The sequence below is a fragment of the Pseudoxanthomonas sp. 134C1 genome (assembly GCF_057773065.1).
In genome coordinates, this window is the sequence record NZ_JBYMTH010000009.1 from 35,288 (window position 1) to 61,077 (window position 25,790).

General features: G+C 68.4%; 25 protein-coding genes and 1 riboswitch. Of the genes, 15 read left to right on the forward strand and 10 right to left on the reverse strand.

Features of this window, described 5'->3' with window-relative positions:
* Positions 1-3: 3 nt before the first annotated feature.
* The 7 genes from AC3DEZ_RS15620 to AC3DEZ_RS15650 are packed head-to-tail and all read left to right on the forward strand — an operon-like array spanning position 4 to position 7,544.
* The gene (locus AC3DEZ_RS15620) at positions 4-2,229 is read left to right on the forward strand and encodes a 4Fe-4S binding protein (RefSeq protein WP_488389041.1); all 2,226 of its coding nucleotides are present in this window, start codon (positions 4-6) and stop codon (positions 2,227-2,229) included.
* Positions 2,226-3,497: a nitrous oxide reductase family maturation protein NosD gene (gene nosD / locus AC3DEZ_RS15625; protein WP_488389042.1), complete on the forward strand. Its 1,272-nt coding sequence runs from the start codon at positions 2,226-2,228 to the stop codon at positions 3,495-3,497. The genes AC3DEZ_RS15620 and nosD overlap by 4 nt, the downstream gene beginning before the upstream one ends.
* Positions 3,481-4,407, forward strand: coding sequence for an ABC transporter ATP-binding protein (locus AC3DEZ_RS15630; RefSeq protein WP_488389043.1), 927 nt, complete (start codon positions 3,481-3,483; stop codon positions 4,405-4,407). Before nosD ends, AC3DEZ_RS15630 begins: the two co-directional genes overlap by 17 nt.
* Positions 4,404-5,228: an ABC transporter permease gene (locus AC3DEZ_RS15635; protein ID WP_447104880.1), complete on the forward strand. Its 825-nt coding sequence runs from the start codon at positions 4,404-4,406 to the stop codon at positions 5,226-5,228. The genes AC3DEZ_RS15630 and AC3DEZ_RS15635 overlap by 4 nt, the downstream gene beginning before the upstream one ends.
* A complete protein-coding gene (locus AC3DEZ_RS15640; RefSeq protein WP_488389044.1) occupies positions 5,225-5,722 on the forward strand; it encodes a nitrous oxide reductase accessory protein NosL in 498 nt (165 codons plus the stop codon). Before AC3DEZ_RS15635 ends, AC3DEZ_RS15640 begins: the two co-directional genes overlap by 4 nt.
* A gap of 9 nt (positions 5,723-5,731) precedes the next feature.
* Entirely contained in the window at positions 5,732-6,367 is a 636-nt protein-coding gene (locus AC3DEZ_RS15645; protein WP_488389045.1) for a hypothetical protein, read from the forward strand.
* Positions 6,368-6,392: 25 nt separating this feature from the next.
* Entirely contained in the window at positions 6,393-7,544 is a 1,152-nt protein-coding gene (locus AC3DEZ_RS15650) for an FAD:protein FMN transferase (protein ID WP_488389046.1), read from the forward strand.
* Between the two features lie 4 nt (positions 7,545-7,548).
* On the opposite strand, the gene AC3DEZ_RS15655 is transcribed toward AC3DEZ_RS15650, so the two are convergent.
* Positions 7,549-7,773 carry a glutaredoxin family protein gene (locus AC3DEZ_RS15655; protein WP_447104876.1) on the reverse strand — a complete coding sequence of 75 codons (225 nt, stop codon included), beginning with the start codon at positions 7,771-7,773 and terminating at the stop codon, positions 7,549-7,551.
* Positions 7,774-7,847: 74 nt separating this feature from the next.
* Here AC3DEZ_RS15655 and AC3DEZ_RS15660 point away from each other — a divergent pair, with 74 nt between their 5' ends.
* Positions 7,848-9,230, forward strand: coding sequence for an L-serine ammonia-lyase (locus AC3DEZ_RS15660; RefSeq protein ID WP_488389047.1), 1,383 nt, complete (start codon positions 7,848-7,850; stop codon positions 9,228-9,230).
* Between the two features lie 87 nt (positions 9,231-9,317).
* Here AC3DEZ_RS15660 and AC3DEZ_RS15665 read toward each other — a convergent pair whose 3' ends face one another.
* From AC3DEZ_RS15665 to metX, 3 genes are read right to left on the reverse strand one after another with little or no spacing between them, the layout of a single operon-like run.
* Positions 9,318-10,397: a Rossmann-fold NAD(P)-binding domain-containing protein gene (locus AC3DEZ_RS15665; protein WP_488389048.1), complete on the reverse strand. Its 1,080-nt coding sequence runs from the start codon at positions 10,395-10,397 to the stop codon at positions 9,318-9,320.
* Positions 10,394-11,614, reverse strand: a complete 1,221-nt coding sequence (locus AC3DEZ_RS15670) for an O-succinylhomoserine (thiol)-lyase (protein ID WP_447104873.1) — start codon at positions 11,612-11,614, stop codon at positions 10,394-10,396. The genes AC3DEZ_RS15665 and AC3DEZ_RS15670 overlap by 4 nt, the downstream gene beginning before the upstream one ends.
* Complete coding sequence (metX, locus tag AC3DEZ_RS15675) at positions 11,611-12,657, reverse strand: homoserine O-succinyltransferase MetX (RefSeq protein WP_488389049.1); 1,047 nt, start codon at positions 12,655-12,657, stop codon at positions 11,611-11,613. The genes AC3DEZ_RS15670 and metX overlap by 4 nt, the downstream gene beginning before the upstream one ends.
* Positions 12,658-12,735: 78 nt before the next feature.
* A riboswitch (SAM riboswitch) is annotated at positions 12,736-12,854 on the reverse strand.
* 92 nt (positions 12,855-12,946) lie between these two features.
* On the opposite strand from metX, the gene AC3DEZ_RS15680 reads away from it, so the two are divergent.
* From AC3DEZ_RS15680 to AC3DEZ_RS15700, 5 genes are all read left to right on the forward strand, one after another.
* Positions 12,947-14,053, forward strand: coding sequence for a phytase (locus AC3DEZ_RS15680; protein ID WP_447104871.1), 1,107 nt, complete (start codon positions 12,947-12,949; stop codon positions 14,051-14,053).
* The gene (locus AC3DEZ_RS15685; RefSeq protein ID WP_488389050.1) at positions 14,050-15,030 is read left to right on the forward strand and encodes a peptidoglycan DD-metalloendopeptidase family protein; all 981 of its coding nucleotides are present in this window, start codon (positions 14,050-14,052) and stop codon (positions 15,028-15,030) included. Before AC3DEZ_RS15680 ends, AC3DEZ_RS15685 begins: the two co-directional genes overlap by 4 nt.
* Before the next feature lie 65 nt (positions 15,031-15,095).
* Positions 15,096-16,700 (forward strand): peptide chain release factor 3, encoded by a 1,605-nt coding sequence (locus tag AC3DEZ_RS15690; RefSeq protein ID WP_447104869.1) that lies wholly within the window; start codon positions 15,096-15,098, stop codon positions 16,698-16,700.
* A gap of 92 nt (positions 16,701-16,792) precedes the next feature.
* Positions 16,793-17,464: a PAQR family membrane homeostasis protein TrhA gene (gene trhA, locus AC3DEZ_RS15695; RefSeq protein WP_488389051.1), complete on the forward strand. Its 672-nt coding sequence runs from the start codon at positions 16,793-16,795 to the stop codon at positions 17,462-17,464.
* An 86-nt stretch (positions 17,465-17,550) separates the two neighbouring features.
* A complete protein-coding gene (locus tag AC3DEZ_RS15700) occupies positions 17,551-19,491 on the forward strand; it encodes an AsmA family protein (RefSeq protein ID WP_488389052.1) in 1,941 nt (646 codons plus the stop codon).
* Positions 19,492-19,494: 3 nt separating this feature from the next.
* Here the strand turns inward: AC3DEZ_RS15700 and AC3DEZ_RS15705 are convergent, their stop codons facing one another.
* Genes AC3DEZ_RS15705 through mtgA form a run of 3 tightly spaced genes read right to left on the reverse strand, consistent with a single transcriptional unit; the run spans position 19,495 to position 21,679 of the window.
* Entirely contained in the window at positions 19,495-19,923 is a 429-nt protein-coding gene (locus AC3DEZ_RS15705; protein WP_447104866.1) for a CBS domain-containing protein, read from the reverse strand.
* The gene (locus tag AC3DEZ_RS15710) at positions 19,883-20,908 is read right to left on the reverse strand and encodes a glycosyltransferase family 2 protein (protein WP_488389053.1); all 1,026 of its coding nucleotides are present in this window, start codon (positions 20,906-20,908) and stop codon (positions 19,883-19,885) included. The genes AC3DEZ_RS15705 and AC3DEZ_RS15710 overlap by 41 nt, the downstream gene beginning before the upstream one ends.
* A gap of 6 nt (positions 20,909-20,914) precedes the next feature.
* Entirely contained in the window at positions 20,915-21,679 is a 765-nt protein-coding gene (gene mtgA, locus AC3DEZ_RS15715) for a monofunctional biosynthetic peptidoglycan transglycosylase (RefSeq protein WP_488389054.1), read from the reverse strand.
* Positions 21,680-21,720: 41 nt separating this feature from the next.
* Between mtgA and hslO the strand changes: the two genes are divergently transcribed.
* A complete protein-coding gene (hslO, locus tag AC3DEZ_RS15720; protein WP_488389055.1) occupies positions 21,721-22,650 on the forward strand; it encodes an Hsp33 family molecular chaperone HslO in 930 nt (309 codons plus the stop codon).
* Positions 22,651-22,802: 152 nt separating this feature from the next.
* Entirely contained in the window at positions 22,803-23,639 is an 837-nt protein-coding gene (locus AC3DEZ_RS15725; RefSeq protein WP_488389160.1) for an XOO1806 family protein, read from the forward strand.
* 100 nt (positions 23,640-23,739) lie between these two features.
* Here the strand turns inward: AC3DEZ_RS15725 and AC3DEZ_RS15730 are convergent, their stop codons facing one another.
* The 3 genes from AC3DEZ_RS15730 to AC3DEZ_RS15740 are packed head-to-tail and all read right to left on the reverse strand — an operon-like array spanning position 23,740 to position 25,756.
* Positions 23,740-24,630 (reverse strand): DUF4097 family beta strand repeat-containing protein, encoded by an 891-nt coding sequence (locus AC3DEZ_RS15730; RefSeq protein ID WP_488389056.1) that lies wholly within the window; start codon positions 24,628-24,630, stop codon positions 23,740-23,742.
* Positions 24,631-24,650: 20 nt separating this feature from the next.
* Positions 24,651-25,196, reverse strand: coding sequence for a hypothetical protein (locus AC3DEZ_RS15735; RefSeq protein WP_488389057.1), 546 nt, complete (start codon positions 25,194-25,196; stop codon positions 24,651-24,653).
* Entirely contained in the window at positions 25,193-25,756 is a 564-nt protein-coding gene (locus tag AC3DEZ_RS15740) for an RNA polymerase sigma factor (RefSeq protein WP_447105215.1), read from the reverse strand. The genes AC3DEZ_RS15735 and AC3DEZ_RS15740 overlap by 4 nt, the downstream gene beginning before the upstream one ends.
* Positions 25,757-25,790: the final 34 nt, after the last annotated feature.

The following is a 25,790-nucleotide window of genomic DNA, read 5'->3' on the forward strand; positions in this document are numbered from 1 at the left end:
GCCATGCCTTCGATCATCCAGTCCTCCCCCGCCGGGGAGTTCGCTCCGCGCGCATCGCATCCGGGCATCGCGCGGCGAACGCGACGGGCAAACGCGAAGGGATGGCCGTGCCTGGTCTTCCTGCTGCTTTGCCTGTTCGCGGGCTGGGCCCAGGCGGGTTCCTACGAAGCGCAGTTGCCGGAAGCGCTGTTCACCGATCCCGACATGTGCCGCCACGTGGCCTGCGACAGCGTGTTGCCGCAAGCCACGCGGTTCGGCCTGCGCGAGGGCAATCCCGCATTCGTGCGCGGGCTGCGCGAGGAAGGCGGCAAGCTGCGCACGGTCGGCTACGTGTTCCTGTCCAGTGACGTGACCCCCGACATCGTCGGCTACTCCGGCAAGCCGATGATCACGCTGGCCGGCATGGACGCGGGCGGCCGGATCACCGGCGTGCGCATCCTCAAGCACAGCGAGCCGATCCTGCTCGCCGGCATTCCCGAGAAGGAACTGAACCGCTACGTCGAACAGTACGTCGGCGAGCCCGCCGGCTCCCGCTTCGAGCTGGGCAAGGCCGAGGAAGGCGAAGTCTCGATGGATGTCATCAGCGGCGCGACCGTGACGGTGATGGCGGAGAACCAGCTGGTCAGTCGCGGCAGCTACGCCGTCGCCCGCCAGGTCGGGTTGATCAAGGCGGTGGCGCGGCCGCAGGCGCGGCTGGTCGAAGACGCCGTGCCGCCACGCGACTGGAACGCGCTGGTCAAGGAAGGCAGCGTGCAGCGGCTGACCGTGAGCCAGGCGGACGTCGGTGCGCCCGCCGGCGATCAGCCCTTCATCGATCTGTGGTTCGGGTATCTCAATGCGCCCGCCATCGGCCGCGGCATCCTCGGCGATGCGGGCTATCGCCAACTGATGGAAGAACTGCGGCCCGGCGAGCACGCGATATTCGTGCTCGGCAACGGCACCAGTTCGTTCAAGGGTTCGGCGTTCGTGCGCGGCGGCATCTACGACCGCATCCAGGTCTCGCAGGATATCGACGTCCACCATTTCCGGGACACCGACTACCGCAACCTCTACCGGATCCACGCGAACGGCGCGCCGTCCCACGCGGAATCCGGCATCTTCATCCTGCGCAGCGGTGAGTTCTCCGCCGCCTATCCGTGGAAGCTGTCGTTCCTGGCCCATCGCAACACCGACGAAGGCAACCGCGACTACGCCAATTTCGATGCGGCCTATTGGCTGCCCGCGGTCTACCTGCAGGGGGGACGACCCGCCGTCGCCAGCCAGACGCCGGCCTGGATCCGCATCTGGAAGGCCAAGGCCTGGCAGATCGCGGGCATGTCCGCACTGCTGGTGTTCGTGTTCGTGTTCTACGCCACCCACCGGCGCTGGGCCGCCCGCTCCACCCGCGTGGACAAGCGCTGGGTCCTGTGGCCGCACATCGCGGTATGGCTGATCGCGGTGGGCTTCCTCGGCTTCAGCCAGTTGGCGCAGCCCTCGATCGTGCAGGGACTGACCCTGCTGCACGCGCTGCGCGACGGCTGGCGCTGGGATCTGTTCCTCAGCGACCCGCTGATCTTCATCTTCTGGATCTTCATCGCCATCACCATCGTGCTGTGGGGACGCGGCGTGTTCTGCGGCTGGCTGTGTCCCTACGGCTCGCTGAGCGAACTGCTGTACAAGTTCGCCGGAAAAATCGGGCTGGCGCGCTGGCAGTTCCAGTTGCCGGGCAAGTGGCACCACCGCCTGCGCTGGCTGAAGTACGTGATCCTCGTGGTGCTGGTGGCCGCTTCCTTCCATTCGATGGCGCTGGCCGAGCTGCTGGCCGAGGTGGAGCCGTTCAAGAGCACGTTCTTCGTCTCGATCTGGACGCGCGCCTGGCCGTTCATCGTCTTCTGGGCGGCGCTGCTGGCGGCCTCGATGTTCATGGAACGGCCGTTCTGCAAGTACCTGTGCCCGCTCGGCGCCGGCCTCGCCCTGCCCTCGCGCTGGCGCCTGTTCGGGCTGCGCCGCAAGGCCGAATGCACCACCTGCAAGGCCTGCGCGGTCGGCTGCGGTTCGCAGGCCATCGATCCGCAAGGCCGGATCGATCCCAGCGAATGCATGCAGTGCCTGGACTGCATGGTGCTGTACCACGACGACCATTCCTGTCCGCCGCTGGCCAAGGAACGCAAGCGCCGCGAGCGCGCCGGCCTGCCGCTCACGCCGGTGGGACGCGACGGCCATTTCATTCCGCTGGAACTGGTGGAATGAAGCGACTGGGCGCCCTGCTCCTGCTGCTGGCCTGCACCGCACCCGTCGCGGCGGCGGTGTGGCGGGTCCAGCCGGGCGAACGCATCGGCGAGGTGGTCGAACGCGCCGCCCCGGGCGACACCGTCGAAATCCCGCGCGGCCACTACGCCGAACGCCTGCGGATCGAAAAGCCGCTGGCCCTGCGCGGCATCGGCCGGCCGACGATCAGCGGCGGCGGCGAAGGCGACGTCATCCGCGTCGTCGCGCCCGACGTGCGCATCGAAGGCCTGATCGTGCGCGACAGCGGCGACGACCTGGGCGGACAGAACGCCGGCATCTACATCCAGCCGGGCGCGCACCGCGCGGTGGTCCGCCACTGCGACTTCGCCCACGTGCTGTTCGGCCTCTGGATCGAGAAATCCGACGACGTCCGCATCGAAGACAACCTGATCACCGGCATGCGCGAGAAGCTCTCGTCGCAGCGCGGCAACGCCATCCAGTTGTACAACACCCGCGGCGCCCGCATCGCGCGCAACCACATCAGCTTCGCCCGCGACGGCATCTACGTGGACGTGTCCCATCACGCGGAGTTCATCGGCAACGTCATCCACCACGTGCGCTACGGCAGTCACTACATGAACTCCTACCACAACCTGTGGCAGGACAACGAAAGCCACCACAACCAGGGCGGGCTGGCGCTGATGGAAGTCCGCAACCTGACCGTGCGCGGCAACCGCACCTGGGCCAACACCGATCACGGCATCATGCTGCGGACCCTGCAGGACTCGACCATCGAGGACAACATCTCGGCGGGCAACGGGCGCGGCTTCTTCATCTACGACGCCGAGTACAACGTCCTGCGCGGCAACCTGGTGATCGGCAACCGGGTGGGCATCCATCTGTGGGCCGGATCGTTCAACAACCAGGTGGATGGCAACGATTTCGTCAACAACCAGGAACAGATCCGCTACGTGGCCTCGCGCGACGTCGAATGGGGCAAGCGGCGCGGCAACTACTGGAGCAACTACCTGGGCTGGGACGGCGATGGCGACGGCTTCGGCGACACGCCGATGGAAGCCAGCGACGCGGTCGACTGGCTGGTGACGCGCTATCCGTTCACCAAGCTGCTCGACAGCAGCCCCGCGATCAGCACCCTGCGGCTGATTTCCCGGCAATTCCCCGTATTGCGGGTGGCCACCGTGACCGACGCGCGCCCGGCGATGGTGCCGCGACACAAGGACTGGAGGGCGTGGCTCGAAGCCACGCGGAACGATGCAGCACGCGATTGAAGTGGAGCGGGTCGACAAGCGGTTTGGTCCGGTGCAGGCCGTCGACGGCGTGAGCCTGTCCATCCCGGCCGGCACGACGTTCGGACTGGTCGGCCACAACGGCGCCGGCAAGAGCACGCTGTTCAAGATGATGCTGGGAATCGAACCGGTCAGCGCCGGACAGATCCGCATCCATGGCACGCCGGTGCGTGGCGCCGCCTTCCGCTGGCTGCGCCAGCGCATCGGCTATCTGCCGGAAAACGTCGCGCTCTACGACAACCTGAGCGGCCTGGACACCCTGCGCTTCTTCGCCCGGCTGAAGGCGGCGGACGCGCGGCAATGCACCGATCTGCTGGAACAGGTCGGGCTGGCCCACGCGATGAAGCGGCCGGTGCGCGAGTACTCCAAGGGCATGCGCCAGCGGCTCGGTTTCGCCCAGGCCCTGCTGGGCCAACCGGAACTTCTGTTTCTCGACGAACCGACCAATGGCCTGGATCCGCAGGCCATCCACGATTTCTACGACACCCTGGCCGCGCTCAAGCGCGCGGGCGCCACCATCGTGCTCAGTTCGCATCTGCTCGCGGAAATCCAGCCGCACCTGGACAGCCTGGCCATCCTCGCCAACGGCCGGGTCATCGCGCAGGGCAGCGTGGACAGCCTGGCCGCCGCGTCGGATCTGCCCAGCCGCGCCCGCCTGCACACGCGCGACGCCGACGCCGCGCGGCGCATCGGACAACGGTTGGGAGACGCCGGCTTCCCGGTCATCACCACGGCGGACAACGTGCTGACGATCAGCGTGGCGCGCGCGCACCGCACCGGCCTGCTGCCGCTGCTGGCGGAATCCGGCGCGGCCCTGGTCGACGTGGAGATCCATCCGCCGACCCTGGAAGACCTGTACCTGCGCCAGCGCCACGCCGGAGGCCACGCATGATCGGCGGACTGCAATGGCGCGCCCTGCGCACGGTGGCCGGCAAGGAACTGCGCGACCGGTTGCGCAACCGCTGGATCCTCGCGGTCGCGGTGGTGCTGGCGGCCTTTGCGCTGCTGATCGCCTACGCCGGTGGCGCGCAATCCGGCACGGTCGGCTTCCGCAGCATCGGCGTGACCGTGGCCAGCCTCACCAGCCTGGCGATCTACCTGGTGCCGCTGATCGCGCTGCTGCTCGGCTTCGACGCCATCGTCGGCGAGCGCGAGCGCGGTACCCTGGACCTGATGCTGTCGATGCCGCTGACCCGCGCCGAACTCCTGCTCGGAAAATACCTCGGACTCGGCGCGGCGCTGGTGCTGGCGACCCTGATTGGCTTCGGTGCGGCGCTGGTGCCGCTGGCCGCGCAACTCGACGCGGCCGGCATCCGGTTGTACGCGCTGTTCGTCGCCAGCGTGATCGCATTGGGCCTGTCGTTCCTGAGTCTGGCGATGCTGGTGTCGGTGCTGGTGCGTGATCGCGCCCGCGCCACCGGCGCGGCCATCCTGCTGTGGTTCGGCTTCGTGCTGGTGTTCGATCTGGCCCTGCTCGGCGCGCTGGTCGCCACCGCCGGCCGGCATTCCTCGGCCTGGGCGCCCTGGGCGCTGCTGCTCAATCCCGCGGACGTGTTCCGCGTGTTCAACGCCATGTCCACCGAAACCCTGCGCAACGCGTTCGGGCTGGGCACGCTGCTGCCCGATGCCTGGGGCGATCCGCGCGTGCTCGGCTCGGTGATGGTGGCCTGGATCCTCGCCCCGCTCGGGGTGGCCCTTTGGAGATTCCGATGAAAGCGTTACGTGTTTCGCTGGTGGCCTTGCTGGTCGCCGGTTGCGCCCAGCCGCTGGCCAGCGTGGAGCCGGTCGATCCGGACGCCGGACAGCAATGCGAACTCGACGGCATGGTGCTGCGCGACTATCCCGGCCCGAAGGGCCAGATCCGCTATGCCGACGGCAAGGTGGAGTACTACTGCGACACCCTCGAACTGCTGTCGATCACCCTGCGACCCGAGCAGGTGCGCAAGGTCGCCGGCGTCTATGTCCAGGACATGGGCAAGACCGACTGGGACGTGCCCAAGGGTCACTGGATCGACGCCACCGGGGCGTTCTACGTGCAGGGTTCCTCGCGCACCGGCAGCATGGGTCCGACCTTCGCCAGCTTCGCCAGCCGCGAGGACGCGGACAGATTCGCCGCCGCCCATGGCGGCAAGGTCCTGGCATTCGCCGACATCAGCGCGGACATGGTCCAGCTGGACGGCGGGGCCAGCCACGACATGCACGGATGAGGCACTGACATGGATCCCTTCTTCACCGGTATCGAACCCGTCGTCGCCACCCGCATGGCCGGCCTGTCCCGGCAGATGTTCGAACTGCGCGAACGGCACAAGGAACTGCTGGAACAACTGGACTGCGGGGACGCCGACGCCGTGCTCGCGGCGATCCGCGAAGGCCGCCTGCCCGAACATCCCGGCTACGAGGCTTGGCTGGCGCTGGAGCTCATGCGCGAGCGCCAGCAGGCCGCGCGCGAACTGCTGGACTGGCATTGCCGGCATATCCGCGACGATGGGGAATGGCCGGCGATCGCCGACGGCATTCCGGACGAGCTGCCGGCCACGTTCCTGGTCCATCCGCCCGAACGGCACCTGGACGGGCTCGGCCTGCGCGGCGAAGACGGACTGGAAGTGCTGGCGCGCGTCCTGACGCCACGCGACTGGTCGTTCGAATGGCGACGCGGCGATCGGCTGTGGCGGCTGGATACCGCGCCGGTGTCGCACCCGCGCCTGCCGGCCGCCGGCGGTCCGCATCTGCATCTGCCCGACGGCGCGGTCGTCGCGCCGGACGTTGACGTCGAGGCCGCCGATTGCGCTGCCTTGATCGGTATCGTCCTGCGCGCCATCGCCGATGGACGCCTGCCCGCCGCCCGCGAATGACGGACCGGACCGCGGGCACGCCGGCATGAATCCCGCGCCCCGCCCGCGCGTCCGGCAGGGCGTGTTCGCCTGCGTGGCGATCGCATCACTGATCGTCGCCGCGATGCTGTGGTGGCGCCCGCCGGTCGAGGCGCGCGGGGAATACCTGGCCTTCGGTACCCGGGTTTCCGTGCAGTTGCGCGCACCGGACCGGGAATCCGCCGCGCGCGCACTGGCCGCGATGGGCCCGCTGCTGATTCACGATCACCGTGCCTGGCATCCCTGGGAACCCAGCGATGTCACCCGCCTCAACGCCGCGCTGGCGGAAGGGCGCCCGCATCGGGTCGAACGCGACATCGCCGGCCTCATCCATGCCGCCACGAGAGGCGACACGCGCAGCGACGGCCTGTTCAATCCCGCCGCCGGCCGGCTCATCGCCGCGTGGGGATTCCACACCAGCCAATATCCGGTGCGCACCGCCGCGCCGACGGAACGGCAGGTGGCCGCGCTGCGCGCCGCAATGCCACGCATGCGCGACGTGCGGGTCGACGCGCAGGGAATCGTCACGTCGCGCCGCCGCGAGGTGCAGCTGGATTTCAACGGACTGGCCGAAGGCTATGCCGCCGCGCAGATGCGGCAGCTGCTGCGCACGGAAGGGGTCGACGACGCGCTGCTCTATGTCGGCGGTTTCGTCCTGGCGATGGGCCGCGACGGCCGCCGTCCCTGGACCGCCGGCGTGCGGGGGCCGGGCGGCGTACTCGGGGCGATCGATCTGCGCGACGGTGAAGCCCTGTCCTCCTCCGGCGACTACCAGCGCCGACGCACCGGCACGCGCCAGGACGGCGGCCACATCGTCGATACGCGCAGTGGCCGGCCCGAGCGGGCCAGCGCCGCGGCCAGCGTGATCGCCACCGACCCGGTGCTGGCGGACATGGCCGCGACCGCGCTGATGGTGGCCGGCCCGGCGGGCTTCGACGCGATGGTCCGGCGCATGCGCCTGAACTGCGCGCTGCTGGTCACCCACGAGGGCGAGGTGCTGATCACCCCCGCCCTGCGTGACCGCCTGCGGCTGCACGATGGCACCGCCGCCGGCGCCTTTCGCCTGCATCCGGGCGCCGGTGACGGCGGCTGCGACGCGACCGGCGGGCTGCCGCCGATTCCGATCGAACTGCCGCCCGCTCCCGCCGGATCCGGTTAACCGGCTAACCGGCCAGAAAACGCGCCAGCCCCGACGCGTCGAACGGCCAATCCAGTTCGGCCCCGTCCGCGCGGCGCAGGACCGGCACCCGCACGCCGTAGCGCGCTTCCAGATCGTCGTCGTCGTCGATGAACGCGCTCTCGAATTCCGGCACCCGCGCCTCGGCCAGCACGGCCAGCGCCAGGTCGCACAGGTGGCAGTCGTCGCGTTGGTAGAGGGTCAGCGGCAAGGAAACGACCTCCGGAATCCGATCTGTTGCGTCGCGGGAGCGGCTTTCGCCGGCGACGGCATAGAATACGCGCCATGGCAGTCAGTACCTTCGACCTCTTCAAGATCGGCATCGGGCCGAGTTCCTCCCACACCGTCGGCCCCATGCGGGCGGCGGCGCGGTTCGTCGCGCGCTGGCTGGAGGAACCCGGCCGCCTGCAAGACGCCGCGCGGATCCGCGCCGAGGTGTTCGGCTCGCTGGCCCTGACCGGGCGCGGCCACGGCACCGACAAGGCCGTGCTGATGGGCCTGGAAGGCCATTACCCGAACGAGATCGACCCGGACATCATCCCTCCGGCGCTGGAGCGCATCCGCGGCAGCAAGACCCTGCAGCTGGGCGGCGTCCACGCCCTCGCCTTCGACGAGAAGCGTGATCTGCTGATGAACAAGCGGCAGAAGCTGCCCTACCACACCAACGGCATGCGCTTCACCGCCTACGACGCCAACGACGAGGTCATCGCCACCCGCGATTACTACTCGGTCGGCGGCGGCTTCGTGGTCAACCAGGACGACGCGGCGGTGGATCGCATCGTCGCCGACGAGACCCCGCTGCCGTACCCGTTCAAGAGCGGCGACGAACTGCTCGCACAGTGCCAGCGCAGCGGGCTGAGCATCGCCCAGCTGATGTTCGAGAACGAGACGTGCTGGCGCGGCGAGGACGAGATCCGCGAAGGCTTGCGGGCGATCTGGAGCGCGATGCAGGCCTGCGTGACCCGTGGCATCCGCGAGGAAGGCACCCTGCCGGGCGGCCTGCACGTCTCGCGCCGCGCCCCCGCCCTGCACCGCGAACTGGCGAGCAAGCCGGAAGCCAACATGCGCGATCCGCTGACCACGCTGGACTGGGTCAACCTGTACGCGCTGGCGGTCAACGAGGAGAACGCCGCCGGCGGACGCGTGGTCACCGCGCCCACCAATGGCGCGGCCGGCATCATCCCGGCGGTCATGCACTACTTCGACCGCTTCTGCCCCGGCTCCAGCGAACAGCGGATCTTCGACTTCCTGCTCACCGCCGCCGCCATCGGCATCCTCTACAAGGAAAACGCCAGCATCTCCGGCGCCGAGGTCGGCTGCCAGGGCGAGGTCGGCGTGGCCTGTTCGATGGCCGCCGGCGGTCTGGTCGCCGCGCTCGGCGGCTCGCCCAGCCAGATCGAGAACGCCGCCGAAATCGGCATGGAGCACAACCTGGGCCTGACCTGCGATCCGATCGGCGGGCTGGTGCAGATTCCCTGCATCGAGCGCAATGCGATGGGCGCGGTGAAGGCGATCAACGCCAGCCGCATGGCGATGCGCGGCGACGGCAAGCACAAGGTGTCTCTGGACAAGGTCATCAAAACCATGCGCGACACCGGCCGCGACATGCAGGACAAGTACAAGGAAACCAGCCGCGGCGGCCTGGCCGTCAACGTCATCGAGTGCTGATTCCCGAACCGCGCCCCGCCCCGTAGAGCGGCGCTCGCTCCGCCGCTCTTCTCTTCGGACGTCCCGCCAGCCCGGGCAAGCCCGGCGCTACAGGCCTCTGGTGATCGCCAGTACGTCGTCGAGCAGCGCCGCCGCGGTCACTTCCGCGCCCGCGCCCGGCCCCTGCACCACCAGCGGCTGATCCGGATAGCGATCGCTGAAGATCGCCACGCGGTTGTCGGTGCCACCGCCTCCGCACAGCGCATGGGTCGACGCCAGCGCCTGCAGGCCGACGCTCGCGCCTTCCGCATCGAAGCGGCCGAGGAAGCGCAGCTTCTCGCCATTGCGATAAGCCTCGCGGAACTGCACGCCCAGCGGCGCGTCGAACTGATCCAGCGCACCGTCCAGTTCGCCGATCGGCAACGCCGCCAGCGCTTCCGGCACCAGCGATTCCACCCGCACCGCTTCCGCGTGCAGCGGCAGGCCCGCCGCGCGCGCCAGGATCAGAAGCTTGCGGCGCACGTCCTCGCCGGACAGATCGATGCGCGGATCCGGTTCGGTGTAACCCGCGTCGCGCGCCTGGCGCACGAATCCGGAGAACGGCCGCATGCCGTCGTAGTGATTGAACAACCAGGCCAGCGAACCCGACAACACGCCTTCCACCCGGTGGATGCGATCGCCGCCGGCCACCAGCGCGCGCAGACTGCGCAGCAACGGCAGTCCGGCGCCGACCGTGGCGCCGTCGCCGTAACCGGCGCCCGAATCCCGGCGCGCACGCTGGATGGCCTCGGCCCGCGCCAGCGCGCCGCCGTTGCCCAGCTTGTTGGCGGTGACCACGTGGATGCCGCGCGCCAGCCATTCGGCGTGCCAGTCGGCCACCGCGTCGCTGGCGGTGGCATCGACGATGAGATCGCCATCGCGCAGCGATTCGGCTTCCGCCCACGGGGGAAGATCCGCCTCGCGCGCCGGCGCGGAACGCGCGGCGTCCAGCGCATCGGCGGGCGCGGCCGCGCATGCCTGTACGCTGCGCGAATTGGCCAGCCAGACGAACTCGGGCAAGCCTTCGATCCGATCGCGCAGCCGCTCATAACGCGCCACGAAGGCGCTGCCGACCACGCCGGTGCCCAACAGCGCGAGCCGCGGCAACGGCCGGCGGCGCGCCGCCGGAAGCTGGACGACCGCGTTCATGCGTCGGCGAGTTTTCGATCGGCCTCCACGGCGGCGCGCTGCGCGCGCGCCAGGCCGGCGGACAGATCGGCCAGCAGATCCTCGGTGGCCTCGATGCCCACCGACAGACGCAGCAGGCCGTCGGAGATGCCCGCCTTAGCGCGCGCCTCGGCGGTCATCGCCGCATGCGTCATCGACGCCGGATGCGCGACCAGGCTCTCGACGCCGCCGAGCGATTCGGCCAGAGTGAAGTAGCGCAGCCCCTCGACGAACGCGCGCACCGCCGCTTCGCCGCCGTGCAGCTCCACGCTCAGCATCGCGCCGAAACCCTTCTGCTGGCGTGCCGCCACCGCGTGGCCCGGATGCGAGGCCAGGCCGGGGAAATAGACCTTCGACACCGCCGGATGGCCATCCAGCAAACCGGCGATGGCATCGGCGTTCTCCTGATGCACGCGCAGGCGCGCGTCCAGCGTGCGCAGGCCGCGCAGGGTCAGGAAGCTGTCGAATGGCGAGCCGGTCAGGCCCAGCGCGTTGGCCCACCACACCAGTTGCTGGTGGACTTCCGGATCGCGCGCGACCACCGCGCCGCCGACCACGTCGCTGTGCCCGTTGATGTACTTGGTGGTCGAATGCACCACCAGATCCGCGCCGAATTCGATCGGCTTCTGCAGCGCCGGCGACAGGAAGGTGTTGTCGACCACGGCCAGCGCGCCGGCCTTGTGCGCGGCGTCGATGACGAAGCGCAGGTCGGTGATGCGCAGCAGCGGATTGGAGGGTGTTTCGATCAGCACCAGCCGCGGCGACTGCGCCAGCGCGTCGGCCAGCGAGCGCGGGTCGGTCAGATCGGCGGTGATCAGCTCGAAGTGGCCCTTCTTCGCCAACGCGTTGAACAGGCGCCAGCTGCCGCCGTACGCGTCGTGCGGCACCACCAGACGATCACCCGGCTGCAGCAGCGCATTGAGCACCAGGTTGATCGCGCCCATGCCGGTGGAGGTGATCACCCCGCCGACACCGCCTTCCAGCTCGGCCAGCGCCTCGCCCAGCAGATCCCGGGTCGGGTTGCCGCTGCGGGTATAGTCGTATTCGCGCTTGTTGCCGAAACCGTCGAAGCTGAAGTTCGACGACAGCACGATGGGAGGCGTCACCGCGCCGTAGGCGGTATCGCGGTCGATGCCGGCGCGGACGGCGGCGGTGGCGGGACGACAGTGGCTGTCGCCGGCGGCTTCGAACTGGCTCATGCGTTTTCTCCGTTGCCGCGCAGGGCAGTGCTGAGGATCGCGTCGATGCGATCGGTTTCTTTCAGGAAGGCGTCGTGGCCGTACGGCGAGCGCAGCACACGCAGGTTGCCCCGCGTGCCCAGCCCCTCGACCAGGGCCACGGAATCGGACAGCGGCACAAGCCGGTCACCCTCGACCGCGACCACCGTGGTCGGCACGCGCACGGCGGCCGGATCGATGCGGTGCAGGTCGATGGATTCGGACAGGCGCAGGTAGGCGGTGACCGGGGTACGCGCCACGTACTGCGCGCCCGCGGCGTCCAGGTAATCCTCCGCGGCGCAGCGCACGCGGCCATGCACGATCTCGGCGGCGGCGTCGAAACGCTCCTCGAATTCCTCCGGCGTGCGGTAACTGAGCATGGCGAACTGGCGCGCCAGAGAAAGCCCTTCCGCGTCGGCGCACTGCAACTGGCCCAGGCTGACCGCGCGGCGCTGCAGCGCGCGCCAGGCGGCGGCATAGGGATGGGCGCGATGCGCGCCGCTGACCGCCACCAGCTTCGCCAGCCGGGCCGGATGGCGCGTCGCCAGCTGCAGGCCGACCAGCGCGCCGTAGGAATAGCCGACGAAGGCATGCAGCTGGCGGATACCCAGCGCATCCAGCAGCTTCACGATCGCGTCGGCCTGGTCGGCGGTATCGATCGGCGCGTCTAGCTTGCCGTCGGCGCCGATGAAATCGATCGCCAGCAGGCAGCGGTGTGCCGGATCCAGCGCGCGGCCGGTGCCGACCAGATCGTTCAGCCAGCCCTTTTCCGCGAACGTGGCGCTGGCGGCCAGGTGCCGGTGCGCGGAAATGCCGCCGGCGACGAACACCACCGGCGCGTCCACCGCGCCCGAGAGTTCGTAACGCAGCCGGATGAGATGCCGTCCGGCGTGGCGCATGTCCAGTTCCAGCGCGATTTCGCCGCGGCGGGCGGTGATGCCGTCCTGGGCAAGGAGGACGGCATCGGCCGTACAGGACGCGGGCAAGGACGACAGGGAAGACGCGGCGGCGGTGGCGAAGCTCATGGCGGTGTCCGATGAAGAGGGGACTTGCGGCCATCGAGCTTTCGCGGAGCTCGCGTTCGCCGTGCAGAGGCACGGTACGAACCATCTTTCGGGCAGACGCGGAGGTCCCCGCAGGATTTGGCACCGACCACGGCGCTTGCGCGTCGCTGGTTGCCCCGGCTTCTTCGGGCCTGTCCCTCTGCCGGTCTCGATGGTGACCGCACTTTGCCAGCGGTTTTTGCCCCTGTCAATCGCTTTATACGGATGGAGCGATGGATCTTCCGGAATACCCCTCCCGGCTCCGTGACCCATGCCGCATAATTCCGCGATGATGAGGAAATACCTGTTCGTCGGCGCCCTCGCCCTGCTGGCCGGTTGCGCCACCCAGACCCGCCACACTTCCCGCCCTCCCGCGCCGACGCCGACCACCGCCGCCGACGCCATCGTTCCCGAAGCCTGGGTGTCGGCCCCGGTTCCGGAAGATGAACTGGACTCGCTGGCCGCCTGGCCGACCGAGGATGGCCAGGTCTGGCTGATCGCCACCGCCAAATCCAGCCATCGGCTGGCGGTCTACGACGCCGATACCGGCGAGCGCCTGCGCACCGTCGGCGGCCCCGGGCCGGGGCCCGGCCAGTTCGGCCGACCCAATGGCATCGCCGTGTTCGGCGACCTGCTGTTCGTCGCCGAACGCGACAACCATCGGGTGCAGGTCATGCGCCTGCCCGGTTTCACCCCGGTGGCCCAGATCGGCCAGGACGTGCTGAAGGTGCCCTACGGCCTGTGGCTGGACGAGACCGGGCCGAACCAGTTGGACCTGTTCGTCACCGACAGTTTCATGGCCGACTTCCGCACCGGCCAACTGCCGCCGATGTCCGAACTCGACCAGCGCATCAAGCATTTCCGGGTCGAGGAGAACGAGGACGGCACGGTGCGGGCGCGCCTGCTCGGCACCTTCGGCGCCACCGACGAGGCCGGCGCGCTGCGCATGGTCGAATCGATCGCCGGCGACCCGGCGCACGACCGCCTGCTGATCGCGGACGAGGACCGCCGGATCGGCTCGACCCTGCGCGACTACAGCCTGTCAGGCCAGTACCGCGGCTACAGCCTGCCCACCTTCGACGCGGATGCCGAAGGCGTCGCCTTGTGGACCTGCGCGATGGATCGCGGTTACTGGATCGCGGTGGACCAGCTCACGCCCACCCTGTTCCGGGTCTTCGATCGCGCCACCCTCCAACCGCGTGGCATCTTCCGCGGTGAACAGGTCGCCAACACCGATGGTGAGACCATCTACGCGGCGTCGACCCGGCGCTTCCCCGCCGGCGCGTTGTTCGCGCTGCATAATGATCAATCACTCGCCGCCTTCGATCTGCATGACGTCGCGCGCGCCCTGGATCTAGGAAACGACTGCTTGCCGTGAACCCCGTCCTGCGCTCCACCCTGCTCTGTCTCGCCGCCGCCGCGCTGCTCGGTGGCGCCGTGCCGGGCGAGGCCGCGCGGCTGTACCGCTGGAAGGACAAGCAGGGCTACACGCAGTACGGGGACCGGCCCCCGGAAGCGGGCGAGCTGGTGGATGCCAGCGTGGACGTCATGCGTTTCCACAACACGCCCAGCGCGCTGGTGCGCTTGCGGCTGGAACGCAGCGGCATGCGCTACCAGGCCTGGGCGGACAACCTGCTGCACGGCCCGGTCGAAGTACGCCTGGGCTTCAAGCGCAACAGCAATGTCATCGCCCAGCCGCTGCTGCCGGCCACCGCGGTGGTGCCGGCGCGCAGCAGCGTGGTGGTCGCCAGCATCGCCATGCGCGATCCCATGCATGGCGGCGACTTCGAGCTGGCGCTGGACAGCCTGCCCGGCGACCCGTCCGCCCAGGCCCAGGACTACGAGTACCGCCTGCCCTTCGAATACGGACGGGTGCGGGTGGATCAGGGACCGGGCGGCAGCTTCAGCCACAACGACACCCAGAACCTGTACGCGATCGACTTCGCGGTTCCCGAGGGCACCCCGATCCTGGCCTCCCGCGAAGGCATGGTGATGCAGGTGGAATCGGACTTCGACAAGGCGGGACTGAACCGTGAACGCTTCGGCGGGCGCGCCAATTTCATCCGCATCGTCCATGGCGACGGCAGCATGGCCGTCTACGCCCACCTCAAGCCGGAAGGCGTGCAGGTGCGTGAAGGCCAGTACGTGCACAAGGGCCAGCGCATTGGCCTGTCCGGCAACACCGGCTTCAGCACCGCCCCGCACCTGCATTTCGTCATCCAGGTGAACCGCGGCATGGCGCTGGAATCCATCCCGTTCCGGATGTTCGGCCCGCTGGGCCTGCTGCGGTTCCCGAGCCAGCACGCGGAATCACCGCCCATCGGGCCCGCGCCGGCGGGGCGGCCAGGTCCCTGACAACCCGACCCGGTATAATCGCCCTCCTTTCCCCTGTTCCCAGCGCCCGCGCGGGCGCCGTCGCCATGTCCGAAGTCGCAACCGAAGCCGCGCGCCGCCGCACCTTCGCCATCATTTCCCACCCTGACGCCGGCAAGACCACGCTGACCGAAAAGCTGCTGCTTTTCGGCGGCGCGATCCAGATGGCCGGTTCGGTCAAGGGTCGCAAGGCCGCCCGCCACGCCACGTCCGACTGGATGGCGCTGGAAAAGGAACGCGGCATCTCGGTGACCTCCTCGGTCATGCAGTTCCCGTACGAAGACAAGATCGTCAACCTGCTGGATACGCCCGGCCACGCCGACTTCGGCGAGGACACCTATCGCGTGCTGACCGCGGTCGACTCCGCGCTGATGGTGATCGACGTCGCCAAGGGCGTGGAAGAGCGGACCATCAAGCTGATGGAAGTGTGCCGCCTGCGCGACACCCCCATCATGACCTTCATCAACAAGCTCGACCGCGAGGGCCGCGAGCCGATCGACCTGCTCGACGAAGTCGAACGCGTGCTCGGCATCCAGTGCGCGCCGGTGACCTGGCCGATCGGCATGGGCAGCCGCCTGAAGGGCGTGGTCCACCTGCTGACCGGCGAGGTCCACCTGTACGAGCAGGGCCGCAACTTCACCCGCCAGGACTCGACCATCTTCGCCTCGCTGGACGATCCGCAGCTGGAAGCGCGCATCGGCACCGAGATGCTGACCAACCTGCGCGACGAACTGGAGCTGGTGCAGGGCGCCTCGCATTCCTTCGATCTGCAGGCCTACCGCGAGGGCCGGCAGACCCCGGTGTTCTTTGGCTCGGCGGTGAACAACTTCGGCGTGCAGCCGCTGCTGGACTTCTTCGTCGAGCACGCGCCCTCGCCGCAGGCGCGCGCCACCACCGGCCGGAGCGTGCAGCCGACCGAGAACAAGCTGACCGGCTTCGTCTTCAAGATCCAGGCCAACATGGATCCGCAGCATCGCGATCGCGTCGCGTTCATGCGGGTGTGTTCAGGCCGCTTCGAAGCCGGCATGAAGGCCTTCCACGTGCGCAACGGCAAGGAGGTCAAGCTCGCCAACGCGCTGACCTTCATGGCCAGCGATCGCGAGATCGCCGCAGAAGCCTGGCCGGGCGATGTCATCGGCATCCACAACCACGGCACCATCTCCATCGGCGACACTTTCACCGAGGGCGAATCACTGGGCTTCACCGGCATCCCCAACTTCGCGCCGGAACTGTTCCGCCGCGCGCGCCTGCGGGATCCGCTCAAGCTCAAGCAGCTGCAGAAGGGCCTGGCCCAGCTCAGCGAGGAGGGCGCGACCCAATTCTTCCGCCCGCTGATGAGCAACGACCTCATCCTCGGCGCGGTCGGCGTGCTGCAGTTCGACGTGGTCGCCTATCGCCTGAAGGACGAGTACGGCGTGGACGCCAGCTTCGAGAACGTCAGCGTCGCCACCGCCCGCTGGATCCGCTGTGACGACGCGAAGAAGCTGGAAGAGTTCCGCGACAAGAACGCGATGAACCTGGCGCTGGATGCGGCCGGGCAGCTGGTCTATCTGGCGCCGACGCGGGTCAACCTGCAACTGGCGCAGGAACGCGCGCCGGCCGTGCAGTTCCTGGCCACCCGCGAACACGCGCACGTTGCAGCGGTCGACTGATCGCCTCGCTCCCCCCGTGTTTTCCGGCTCCATGCTGAAGGCACGGGCGGCGTATGGATGCAGCGCTTGCTGCATTGCGGTAACGTCCGCGCATGACCGCCGAACACCCCCACCCGCGCGCCGCGCACATCCGTGACGAAATCGCCAGCGCCCTGACCCATGGACTGGGCGCGATGGCCGCCCTCGCCGGCGGCGCGGTGCTGATTACCCTGGCCGCCATCTACGGCGACGGCTGGCAGCTCGGCGCCTCGATCGTGTTCGGCGTGACCCTGTTGCTGCTGTACACCGCGTCCACGCTCTATCACGCCATCCAGCATCCGGTCGCGAAGGGCCGGCTGAAGGTGTTCGACCACTGCGCGATCTACCTGCTGATCGCCGGGTCATATACCCCCTTCACCCTCATCGGCCTGCGCGGGCCGTGGGGCTGGAGCCTGTTCGCGGCGATCTGGACGCTCGCGGTCGCCGGCGTGATCTTCAAACTCTTCTACACCGGTCGCTTCAAGCGGCTGTCCACGCTGATCTACATCGCGATGGGCTGGCTGGTGATGGTGGCCATCAAGCCGATGCTCACCTCGCTCGATGCCTGGACCCTGGGCTGGCTGCTCGCCGGCGGCCTCTTCTATACGCTGGGCACGTATTTCTACCATCGCGAATCAATCCGCTATTCGCACGCGATCTGGCACCTGTTCGTGATCGCCGGCAGCGTCTGCCATTTCATCGCCGTCACCGAACAGGTCCTGCGGCCTCGCCTCTCGGGCGCCTGAGCGCCCCATCCACCGGCTGAACCCGCGAAATCCGGCTTGACCCGGCTTTCGCACCGCCTGAACAACCGGGCTGGCTAAGTGGACGCATGAATCGCGTCCCTGCCCGCAAGACGCCATTCCGCTGGCCCCGGCCATCACGCCGCACCGGGCTCATCTTCGCGGGAGTGGCTGCCACCCTGATCATCCTGTTCCTGCTGTTCGACTGGAACTGGTTCAAGGGTCCGCTGGAACGCCAGGTCCAGGCACGCACGGGCCGCGAATTCCGGATTGGCGGCAATCTGGACGTGGATCTCGGACGCATCACCACCGTGCGCGGCGACGCGCTGCGCTTCGGCAACGCGACCTGGTCGAAAGAACCGACCATGGCCACGGCACGGCGCGCGGAACTCGACATCACGATCTGGCCGCTGTTGCGCGGGGAAGTCCGCATTCCGGAAATCCGCCTGGTCGAACCTGCGCTGCGCCTGGAAACCGGCCCCGGCGAAAAAGGCAACTGGGACTTCGGTTCCAGCGGCAAGACCGACGTCCGCTTCCATCGCCTCTGGGTTCGCCAGGGCCGCCTGCGTTATCTCGATGCGCCGGAGAAAACCGACATCGACATCCGCCTGGACAGCGTGGCGCAACGCGGAACGGAAAGCGCGCCATCGGTGGCCGTTCGTGGCGGCGGTCGCTGGAGCGGCGAGCCGTTCCAACTGCGGGGACATGCCGGCTCGCCACTGGCGCTGCGCGACACCCAACCCTATCGCATCGATCTGCGCGCGCAGGCCGGCGCCACCCGCGCCCATGCGCGCGGCAGCCTGCTGGATCCTCTGCGCCTGCGGGGCTTCGATCTGAATCTCCAACTGGCCGGACGCGACATGCAGGATCTGTATCCGCTGCTCGGCATCGCCATTCCGCCCACGCCACCGTACCGGCTGGACGGGCGCTTCACCCGCGATGGCGACACCTGGCGCTACGACGGCTTCACCGGCCAGGTGGGCGACAGCGACCTCGGGGGTTCGGCCAGCGTGACGGTGGGCCGCGCGCGGCCGCTGTTGAAGGCCGATCTGGTTTCGCGCCGGCTCGACTTCGACGATCTGGCCGGTTTCGTGGGCGCCCCGCCGCAAACGGGAGGCGCCGAAACCAGCAACGCCGAACAGAAGGCCGAGGCGGCCCAACAGCACGCGGATGCGCGCGTGCTTCCGGATACCCCCTACCAGTTGGCGAAACTGCGCGCGATGGACGCGGACGTGCGCTGGAAGGCGCATCGCATCAACGCGCCGAAACTGCCCCTGGACGACATGGACGCGCACCTGCGCCTGGACGGCGGACTGCTGCAACTGGATCCACTCAATTTCGGTGTCGCCGACGGCGACATCCGCTCGACCATCCGCATGGACGCGCGCACGGACACCATCCGCACCCGCGCCGACATCGCGGTGCGCCGGCTCAACCTCGGCGAGCTGTTCCCGGATGCGGAGATCACCCGCACCGCCATCGGCCGCATCGGTGGCGACCTGGCCATCACCGGCACCGGCAACTCGATCGCCCGCATCCTCGGCAGCGCCGATGGCGACATCGCCATCGGCATGGGCAAGGGCCGGATCAGCAATCTGCTGATGGAACTGGCGGGACTGGACATCGCCGAGTCGCTCAAATTCCTGCTGACCCGCGACAAGACCGTGCCGGTGCGCTGCGCGTTCGCTGATTTCGCCGTGCAGGACGGCGTGATGCACGCACGGACACTCGCGTTCGATACCACCGACACGCTCATCGTCGGCAAGGGCGACATCAACCTGAAGGAGGAAACCCTGGATCTGGAACTGCGTCCCCGCCCCAAGGATCGCAGCCTGCTGGCCCTGCGCTCGCCGCTGGTGGTCGGCGGAACGTTCCGGGATCCGTCGTTCCGCCCCGACTTCAAACGCCTGGGATTGCGTGGCGCCACGGCCCTGGCGCTGGGCAGCATCGCGCCCCCCGCGGCGCTGCTGGCCACGCTGGAACTGGGCCCCGGCAAGGATGCCGGTTGCGGTGGCCCGTACGCGCGCTGAGCCTCAGCTCGCGATGTAGCGCTGCAGCTGATCCAGTTCCAGTTGCTGGTCCTCGATGACCGCCTTGACCAGATCACCGATGGAAATCACGCCCACCACCCGGTCGCCTTCCAGCACCGGCAAGTGGCGGATGCGATGCTCGGTGACGATCTGCATGCAGCGATCGACCGTGTCATCCGGCCCCACCGTGATGACCCGGCTGGTCATGATGTCGCGGACCGGCGTATTGGCCGAGGAACGTCCCTGCAACACCACCTTGCGCGCGTAGTCGCGTTCGGAAACGATGCCGCACAGCCTCGCCCCCTGCATGGACAGTACCGCGCCCACGCTCTTCTGCGCCATCAGCTTGATGGCATCGAGTACCGAGTCGTCCGGAGAAACCGCAAAAACCTCAGGGCTCTTCGCCCCCAACAGCTGGCGTACCGTGCGCATGACTGCCTCCATCGGAAGGTCGATCGGGCTGGTCCAAGGATACTCCTGCCACGCCGGCTTGCCACTCGTCCACCAGATACAGCGGACGCTGCTTGGATTCCTCGTAGAGTCGGCCCAGGTATTCGCCGATGATGCCCAGCGCCACCAGTTGCACGCCGCCCAGGAACAGGATGACCGTCATCATCGTCGGCCAGCCGGCGACCCTGTCCCCCCACAGCATCGCCTTGACCACCACCCAGATCGCGGCCAGGAACGCCAGCAGCGCGGTCAGCACGCCCAGATAGGTCGCCGCCCGCAGGGGTGCGGTGGAGAAACTGGTGATGCCTTCCAGGGCGAAGTTCCACAACCGCCAGAAGCCGAAATTGCTGTCGCCCGCCAGGCGTGGCTCGCGCCGGTAGGCGATGGCGGTCTGGCGGTAGCCGACCCATCCGAACAGCCCTTTCATGAAACGATGGCGTTCGCGCAGGTCGCGCAGCGCCTTCAGCGCGCGTGGCGAAAGCAAACGGAAATCGCCGGTGTCGGCCGGAATCGGGGTCTTGGAAAGACGGCCGATGAGCCGGTAGAACACATGCGCCGTCGAACGCTTGATCCAGCCCTCGCCCTCGCGTGCGATGCGGGTGCCATGCACGTTGTCGTAGCCCTGTCGCCACAGCTCCACGAAGCGGGGAATCAACTCCGGCGGATCCTGCCCGTCGGCGTCGAGAATGACCGCGGCGCCTTCGGTTACCTGATCCAGCCCGGCGGTCAGCGCGGCTTCCTTGCCGAAGTTGCGCGACAGCCGCAGCAGCGATATCCGCCCGTCTCCGGCCGCCAGCCGCCGCATGGTTTCCCAGGTGCCATCCGTGCTGCCGTCATCGACGTAGAGCACCCGTCCGCGGACACCGGCCATCCCGTCCAGGGTCGCGACGATGCGGGGATGCAGCCGCGGCAGGGCCTCCGCCTCGTTGCGCGCCGCAATCACCACGGTCAGCAGATTCTCGCTCATGGCCGCTCAGTCCAGTTGCTCGATGTACGCCGTGCCGCCGATCTGCCGCACCTGGCGCTGGATCCAGTTGGCCCGGCGCTGCACATAGGGGCCGGGGTTGCGAGCGTTGTAACGGCGCGGCGCCGGCAGCACCGCCGCCAGGCGCGCGCTTTCGGCCGGCGACAGGCGCGATGCATCCTTGCCCCAGTAGTGGCGGGCCGCCGCCTGCGCGCCATAGACACCGTCCCCGAACTCGGCGATGTTCACGTGCATTTCCAGGATCCGCGACTTCGGCCAGAAGGTTTCGATCAGCAGGGTGTACCAGACCTCGAACCCCTTGCGCACCCAGCGAGAGGCGCGGTTGCTGCCCTGCCACAGGAACAGGTTCTTGGCGACCTGCTGGCTGAGCGTGCTGGCGCCGCGCAGCCTGCGTCCCTTGGCGTTGCTGGCGCGGGCCTTCTCGATGGCCTTGAAATCGAAACCATTGTGACCGGCGAAGTTCTGATCCTCCGCGGCCACCACCGACAGCGGCAGGCTCGGCGCGATCCGATCCAGATCACGCCAGGCGTGCTGGAGGCGGAAGCCCCAGTCGCCTTCGCTCCAGGCTTCGATCTGGCGCGCGGCCATGAACGCAGACAGCGGCGGGTCGACAAAGCGCAGGACCAGCACCTGGAGCACGCTGGCGGTCGCGAACAGGAACGGCAGCGCCAGCAGCCAGCGCCTCCAGCGTCGCCGCCGGATTGCCTTCGCATCCTGGCCCGCCGTCTTGAGGAAGGCCGGGTTCGCCCCCATCGTCAATCCACCCATCGTCATCGCAAGACCGCATTATGCCGATGCGGCCCGTTTTCCCGCACCCCGGAGACTTCGTGAATCCCAGCCCCGACAACGACACCCAGGTCCGTTTCCTGCTGCCCAGGGCCGGCGTGCGCGGCGTGACCGTCCACCTCGACGCCTCCTGGCGCGAATTGCTGTCGCACCAGGCCTACCCGCCCGCCGCCGCAGGACTGTTGGGCGAAGCCTGTGCCGCGGCGGTGCTGTTCACCGGGCACACCAAGGTCGACGGCAGACTGTCGATCCAGCTTCGCAGCCGGGCACCACTGCGCACCCTGTTCGCCGAGTGCACCGCGGCGGGAACCCTGCGCGGCATCGCACAACTCGAGGAGGGGCACGACGCCCCGCGCGATCTGCGCGAACTGGGCGACGATGCGCTGTTGGCCATCACCATCGAGAACCCGGGGCTGGACCCGCGCGAACCCCAGCGCTACCAGAGCCTCGTGTCACTGGACGCCGAATCGCTGGCCGAGGCCTTCGAAGACTATTTCCGCCAGTCCGAGCAGTTGCCCACCCGTTTGCTGCTCGCCAGCGACGGGCAGCGCGCGACCGGGCTGATGCTGCAGAAACTGCCCGGCGACGAGGGCGATGCCGACGGCTGGAACCGGGTCGGAGCGCTGTTCGACACCCTGTCGGACGACGAACTGCTCGCCACGCCGCCGCACCTGCTCATCCACCGCCTGTTCCACGAGGAGGCTCCCGAGCGGATGACCGAGCGGCCTTTGCATTTCGGCTGCTCCTGCTCGCGCGAGCGGGTTTCGGCCATGCTGCAGTCGTTGGGAGAGGAAGAAGCCCAGGCCGCGCTGATGGAGGGGATCGCGGAAGTGCGCTGCGAGTTCTGCGGGCAAAAATACCAATTCAATGCCAGTCAAGTCACGGAACTTTTCGCCCTGCCGTCGGTCGGAATCGAGGCCCCTGCCAGGCTCCAGTAGCGTTATTTTGGGGACCAGCGGGTCTTGGGGACTTGTTAAAGAAACATAAACGGCATAGCATCGGTTCCCCTTCGGGAGGGGAACTCCGTGTCAACGATCGGGGTCTGAAGCGAGCCATGAAACTGCGCCATCTGCGACTACCGTTAGCCGTTCTGCTCGCCCTTGGCGTGGCAACGGGTGCGGCTGCGCAGAACAAGCAGAAGAAGTCCGAGCGCGCCGCGCCGACCGCCCTCCCCATCCTGAACAACGCGAACGGCAAGGTCGAAGCGGTGCTGCTGCTCGAACCGACCGGCGAAACCGCCGCCGGTGCGCGCTGGCGCTTCGGCAGCAATACGCTCAGCGCGGCCTTCGGCTTGGAAGCCGGCGACTCGCTCGGCCTGGTCTGCAACCGCCAGAGCGGCATCGTCGGCAACATCGGCAGCCTGGCCAGCCATTGCATGCTGGCGGCGCTGGACAACGACGACGCCACCGGCGGCAGCCAGCGCATCAGCGCCGGCGCCACCCTCAACCGTCCTGGTGGCCGCCTCGGCCTGTCAGCCGGCACCGGTCGCGACACCCTCCCCGTCTGGCTGTCCGGCGGCAAGGTGTCCGGCGGTCGCGTCGAGCAGAACGATCTGGCGGTCTTCGGCGAGAAGAACATCGGTCGCGAGGGCTTCGTGTCCATCGGCGGCGCCGTCGCACGGGCCCGCCTGGTGCCGGCCTCGGACCTACCCGCCATCGCCGATCACTGGAACAGCAAGACCTTCACGGTCGGCGGCGGCTACGGTCCCTTCAGCGCCAACATCATCGGCCGCGTGATCGATGTGCCGGGCCAGCCGGGCAAATGGGAAGGTCTGGGCCTGGGCTTCACCTGGCGCACGCCGTGGAGCGGGCAGCTGACCGTCGGCGCGGAGAATGTCATCAGCCGCGGCAAGAATCCCTTCTCGCTCAGCAACGACAAGGCCGATGAAGGCACGGTGCCCTACGTGCGCTACGAGCAGGATCTCTGAGTTTCAAAGAGATCACCGCGGTGTTTCACCGTGAAAAAACCGGGCAAAGAAAAAAGGCCGCGATTTCCGCGGCCTTTCTGTTGCTGCGCTTCGCCAATCCTCACTCGAACCGCAGCTCCGCATTGCCGGAGAAGGTCTCCAGGCTGATATCGCCGTCGCCGCTGCCATAGCGGGTCTGGAAACTGGCACCCGGCCCGGCACCACGTTCGACTTTCACTCCAGGCGCCCGAAGATCACCGCTGAACGTCTCGCCCCGGACCTCGGCCGACAGATTCTTCGGCACGACCAGCAGCACGTTGCCGCTGACCGTCTCCATGTGGAACTCCGCCTTGGGCGCCACGCCGGTGCTCACCCGGAGATCGCCGCTGACCGTATTGGCCTTGAACTCGCGCAGGCGCTCGTCCTTGACCGCGACATTGACGTTGCCGGAGACGCTCTCGACGGTGACTTCGCCATTCAGGCGTCCGTTGAGGGTCAGGCTGCCGCTCACGGTCTGGGCATCGACTTCCGCGCTGTTGAGGGTCAGGCGGACGTCGCCGCTGACCGAACTGATGTCCGCGCTCCGCGGGGCGCCCACCGCCACCACCTGGCCGCTGACCGATTCGATCGACAGCGAACCCGCCGCCACGCCCTCGACGTCGACGTCGGCCGACACCGAATCGATCTCGAGGTCCGCGCGCAGCGGCACCATGAGCTGCAGATCGGTGGGTTCGCTGCGGCGCTCCCCCCAGCCGCCGCCGTTCGGGTACTCGACGGAGACATTCAGGTGCTCGCCGCCGCCGTCGATCTCCAGCTTTTCGACACCGGCCCCCAGGGTCCCGGTGATCTTCACCTCCGGTCGATCCCAGGTGCGGACCTGGATGCGTCCCTTCACGTTGCTGACGTCCACGCGTCCGCGCGGATCCAGCGACCGGCTCTCGTTGATGGGCGTACCGGCCAGGGCCGGACATGCCGTGACCAGCGACAGCAGCAGCAGGGAAGTTCTGAACATGTGCATGGAAGGCTCCTTGGTCAACTCATCATCGCGCGCTGGGTCAATGCCAGGCGCTTGGCATAGGTACGGCGCAGCTGCTCGAGCAGGAAGCGCGTGTTGGGTGCGCGATCCAGCGCGGCGAGGATTTCCTCGGCGCTGCGATCAAGTTCCTGCAGGGCGCCGCCGAGTTCGGGATGGGCTTCGGCCCCCTGGATCTGCGCGAGCGCTCCTTGGTAGTCCCGGGTCAACTGCGCCGCTTCCCGCCGGATCAGGGGTTCCTGCGGTGGTGCCAGATGCGTGGCCTGCCACAGGAAACCGACCGTGAGCAGCATCGAGGCCGCCATCGCCCAAGGCACCAGCCGGCGCGGTCCGGTGCGAACGCGGGTCGTGCCCGCAGCCGGCGTCGCCGTCTTCGTCCACGGAAACCGACGGCCGGGTTGCGTCCGGTGTTCCGGCGCGGTTTCCGCCGGCTGCGGCAGCTCCGCGATCCGGGCAGCGATCCCGGGCCACAGATCCCGGGTGGGCGGGGTGTCCTGGCGCAGCCCTTTCAGCTGCCAGCGCAGGCGGTCGTTTTCTTCGTTCATGCTTCTACTCCCAATCTTTCGCGCAACAGCTGCCGGGCGCGATGCAACTGCGCCTTGGAGCTTCCGACCGCCATGCCCAGTTCGCCGGCGATCTCTTCATGTTTCCAGCCTTCCACGTCGTACAGCACCAGCACCGCGCGTGCGCGGGGCGGCAGCGTCGCCACGGCCCGTTCCAGATCCAGCGACAGCGCGGTGTGGTGGCCGGCGGAATCGGCCATGCCCAGATCGTCCAGGCGATCCTCGTCTTCATCGAACAACGGCTGCGCCCGACGCGAACGCAGTTCCATCAGCGCGGTATTGACCGCCAGCCGATGCAGCCAGGTGCTGAAGGCGCTTTCGAAACGGAATTGCGGAAGCGCCTGCCAGGCGCGCACGAAAGCTTCCTGGGTCAGGTCGTCGGCGCGGACGCCCTGCCCCCCCACCAGGCGCTGGATGACGCCATGGATGCGGCCGGCGTGGCGGCGGTAAATCGCTTCGAAGGCGTGCATGTCGCCGCCGACGGCGGCCCGGACCAGGCCGTTATCGGTCTCGGCGGCCGCCAGGGCGGTCGTGTCGGTCATCAGGTCGGTCACGGCAGCGTTCAGCATATCCCTT

Bases quoted from the DNA above. Each gene is read 5' to 3' on its own strand.
- AC3DEZ_RS15620 (WP_488389041.1), top strand. From the start codon at position 4: ATGCCTTCGATCATCCAGTCCTCCCCCGCCGGGGAGTTCGCTCCGCGC.
- nosD (WP_488389042.1), top strand. From the start codon at position 2,226: ATGAAGCGACTGGGCGCCCTGCTCCTGCTGCTGGCCTGCACCGCACCC.
- AC3DEZ_RS15630 (WP_488389043.1), top strand. From the start codon at position 3,481: ATGCAGCACGCGATTGAAGTGGAGCGGGTCGACAAGCGGTTTGGTCCG.
- AC3DEZ_RS15635 (WP_447104880.1), top strand. From the start codon at position 4,404: ATGATCGGCGGACTGCAATGGCGCGCCCTGCGCACGGTGGCCGGCAAG.
- AC3DEZ_RS15640 (WP_488389044.1), top strand. From the start codon at position 5,225: ATGAAAGCGTTACGTGTTTCGCTGGTGGCCTTGCTGGTCGCCGGTTGC.
- AC3DEZ_RS15645 (WP_488389045.1), top strand. From the start codon at position 5,732: ATGGATCCCTTCTTCACCGGTATCGAACCCGTCGTCGCCACCCGCATG.
- AC3DEZ_RS15650 (WP_488389046.1), top strand. From the start codon at position 6,393: ATGAATCCCGCGCCCCGCCCGCGCGTCCGGCAGGGCGTGTTCGCCTGC.
- AC3DEZ_RS15660 (WP_488389047.1), top strand. From the start codon at position 7,848: ATGGCAGTCAGTACCTTCGACCTCTTCAAGATCGGCATCGGGCCGAGT.
- AC3DEZ_RS15665 (WP_488389048.1), bottom strand. From the start codon at position 10,397: ATGAACGCGGTCGTCCAGCTTCCGGCGGCGCGCCGCCGGCCGTTGCCG.
- AC3DEZ_RS15670 (WP_447104873.1), bottom strand. From the start codon at position 11,614: ATGAGCCAGTTCGAAGCCGCCGGCGACAGCCACTGTCGTCCCGCCACC.
- metX (WP_488389049.1), bottom strand. From the start codon at position 12,657: ATGAGCTTCGCCACCGCCGCCGCGTCTTCCCTGTCGTCCTTGCCCGCG.
- AC3DEZ_RS15680 (WP_447104871.1), top strand. From the start codon at position 12,947: ATGCCGCATAATTCCGCGATGATGAGGAAATACCTGTTCGTCGGCGCC.
- AC3DEZ_RS15690 (WP_447104869.1), top strand. From the start codon at position 15,096: ATGTCCGAAGTCGCAACCGAAGCCGCGCGCCGCCGCACCTTCGCCATC.
- trhA (WP_488389051.1), top strand. From the start codon at position 16,793: ATGACCGCCGAACACCCCCACCCGCGCGCCGCGCACATCCGTGACGAA.
- AC3DEZ_RS15700 (WP_488389052.1), top strand. From the start codon at position 17,551: ATGAATCGCGTCCCTGCCCGCAAGACGCCATTCCGCTGGCCCCGGCCA.
- AC3DEZ_RS15705 (WP_447104866.1), bottom strand. From the start codon at position 19,923: ATGCGCACGGTACGCCAGCTGTTGGGGGCGAAGAGCCCTGAGGTTTTT.
- AC3DEZ_RS15710 (WP_488389053.1), bottom strand. From the start codon at position 20,908: ATGAGCGAGAATCTGCTGACCGTGGTGATTGCGGCGCGCAACGAGGCG.
- mtgA (WP_488389054.1), bottom strand. From the start codon at position 21,679: ATGGGGGCGAACCCGGCCTTCCTCAAGACGGCGGGCCAGGATGCGAAG.
- hslO (WP_488389055.1), top strand. From the start codon at position 21,721: ATGCGGCCCGTTTTCCCGCACCCCGGAGACTTCGTGAATCCCAGCCCC.
- AC3DEZ_RS15730 (WP_488389056.1), bottom strand. From the start codon at position 24,630: ATGTTCAGAACTTCCCTGCTGCTGCTGTCGCTGGTCACGGCATGTCCG.
- AC3DEZ_RS15735 (WP_488389057.1), bottom strand. From the start codon at position 25,196: ATGAACGAAGAAAACGACCGCCTGCGCTGGCAGCTGAAAGGGCTGCGC.
- AC3DEZ_RS15740 (WP_447105215.1), bottom strand. From the start codon at position 25,756: ATGACCGACACGACCGCCCTGGCGGCCGCCGAGACCGATAACGGCCTG.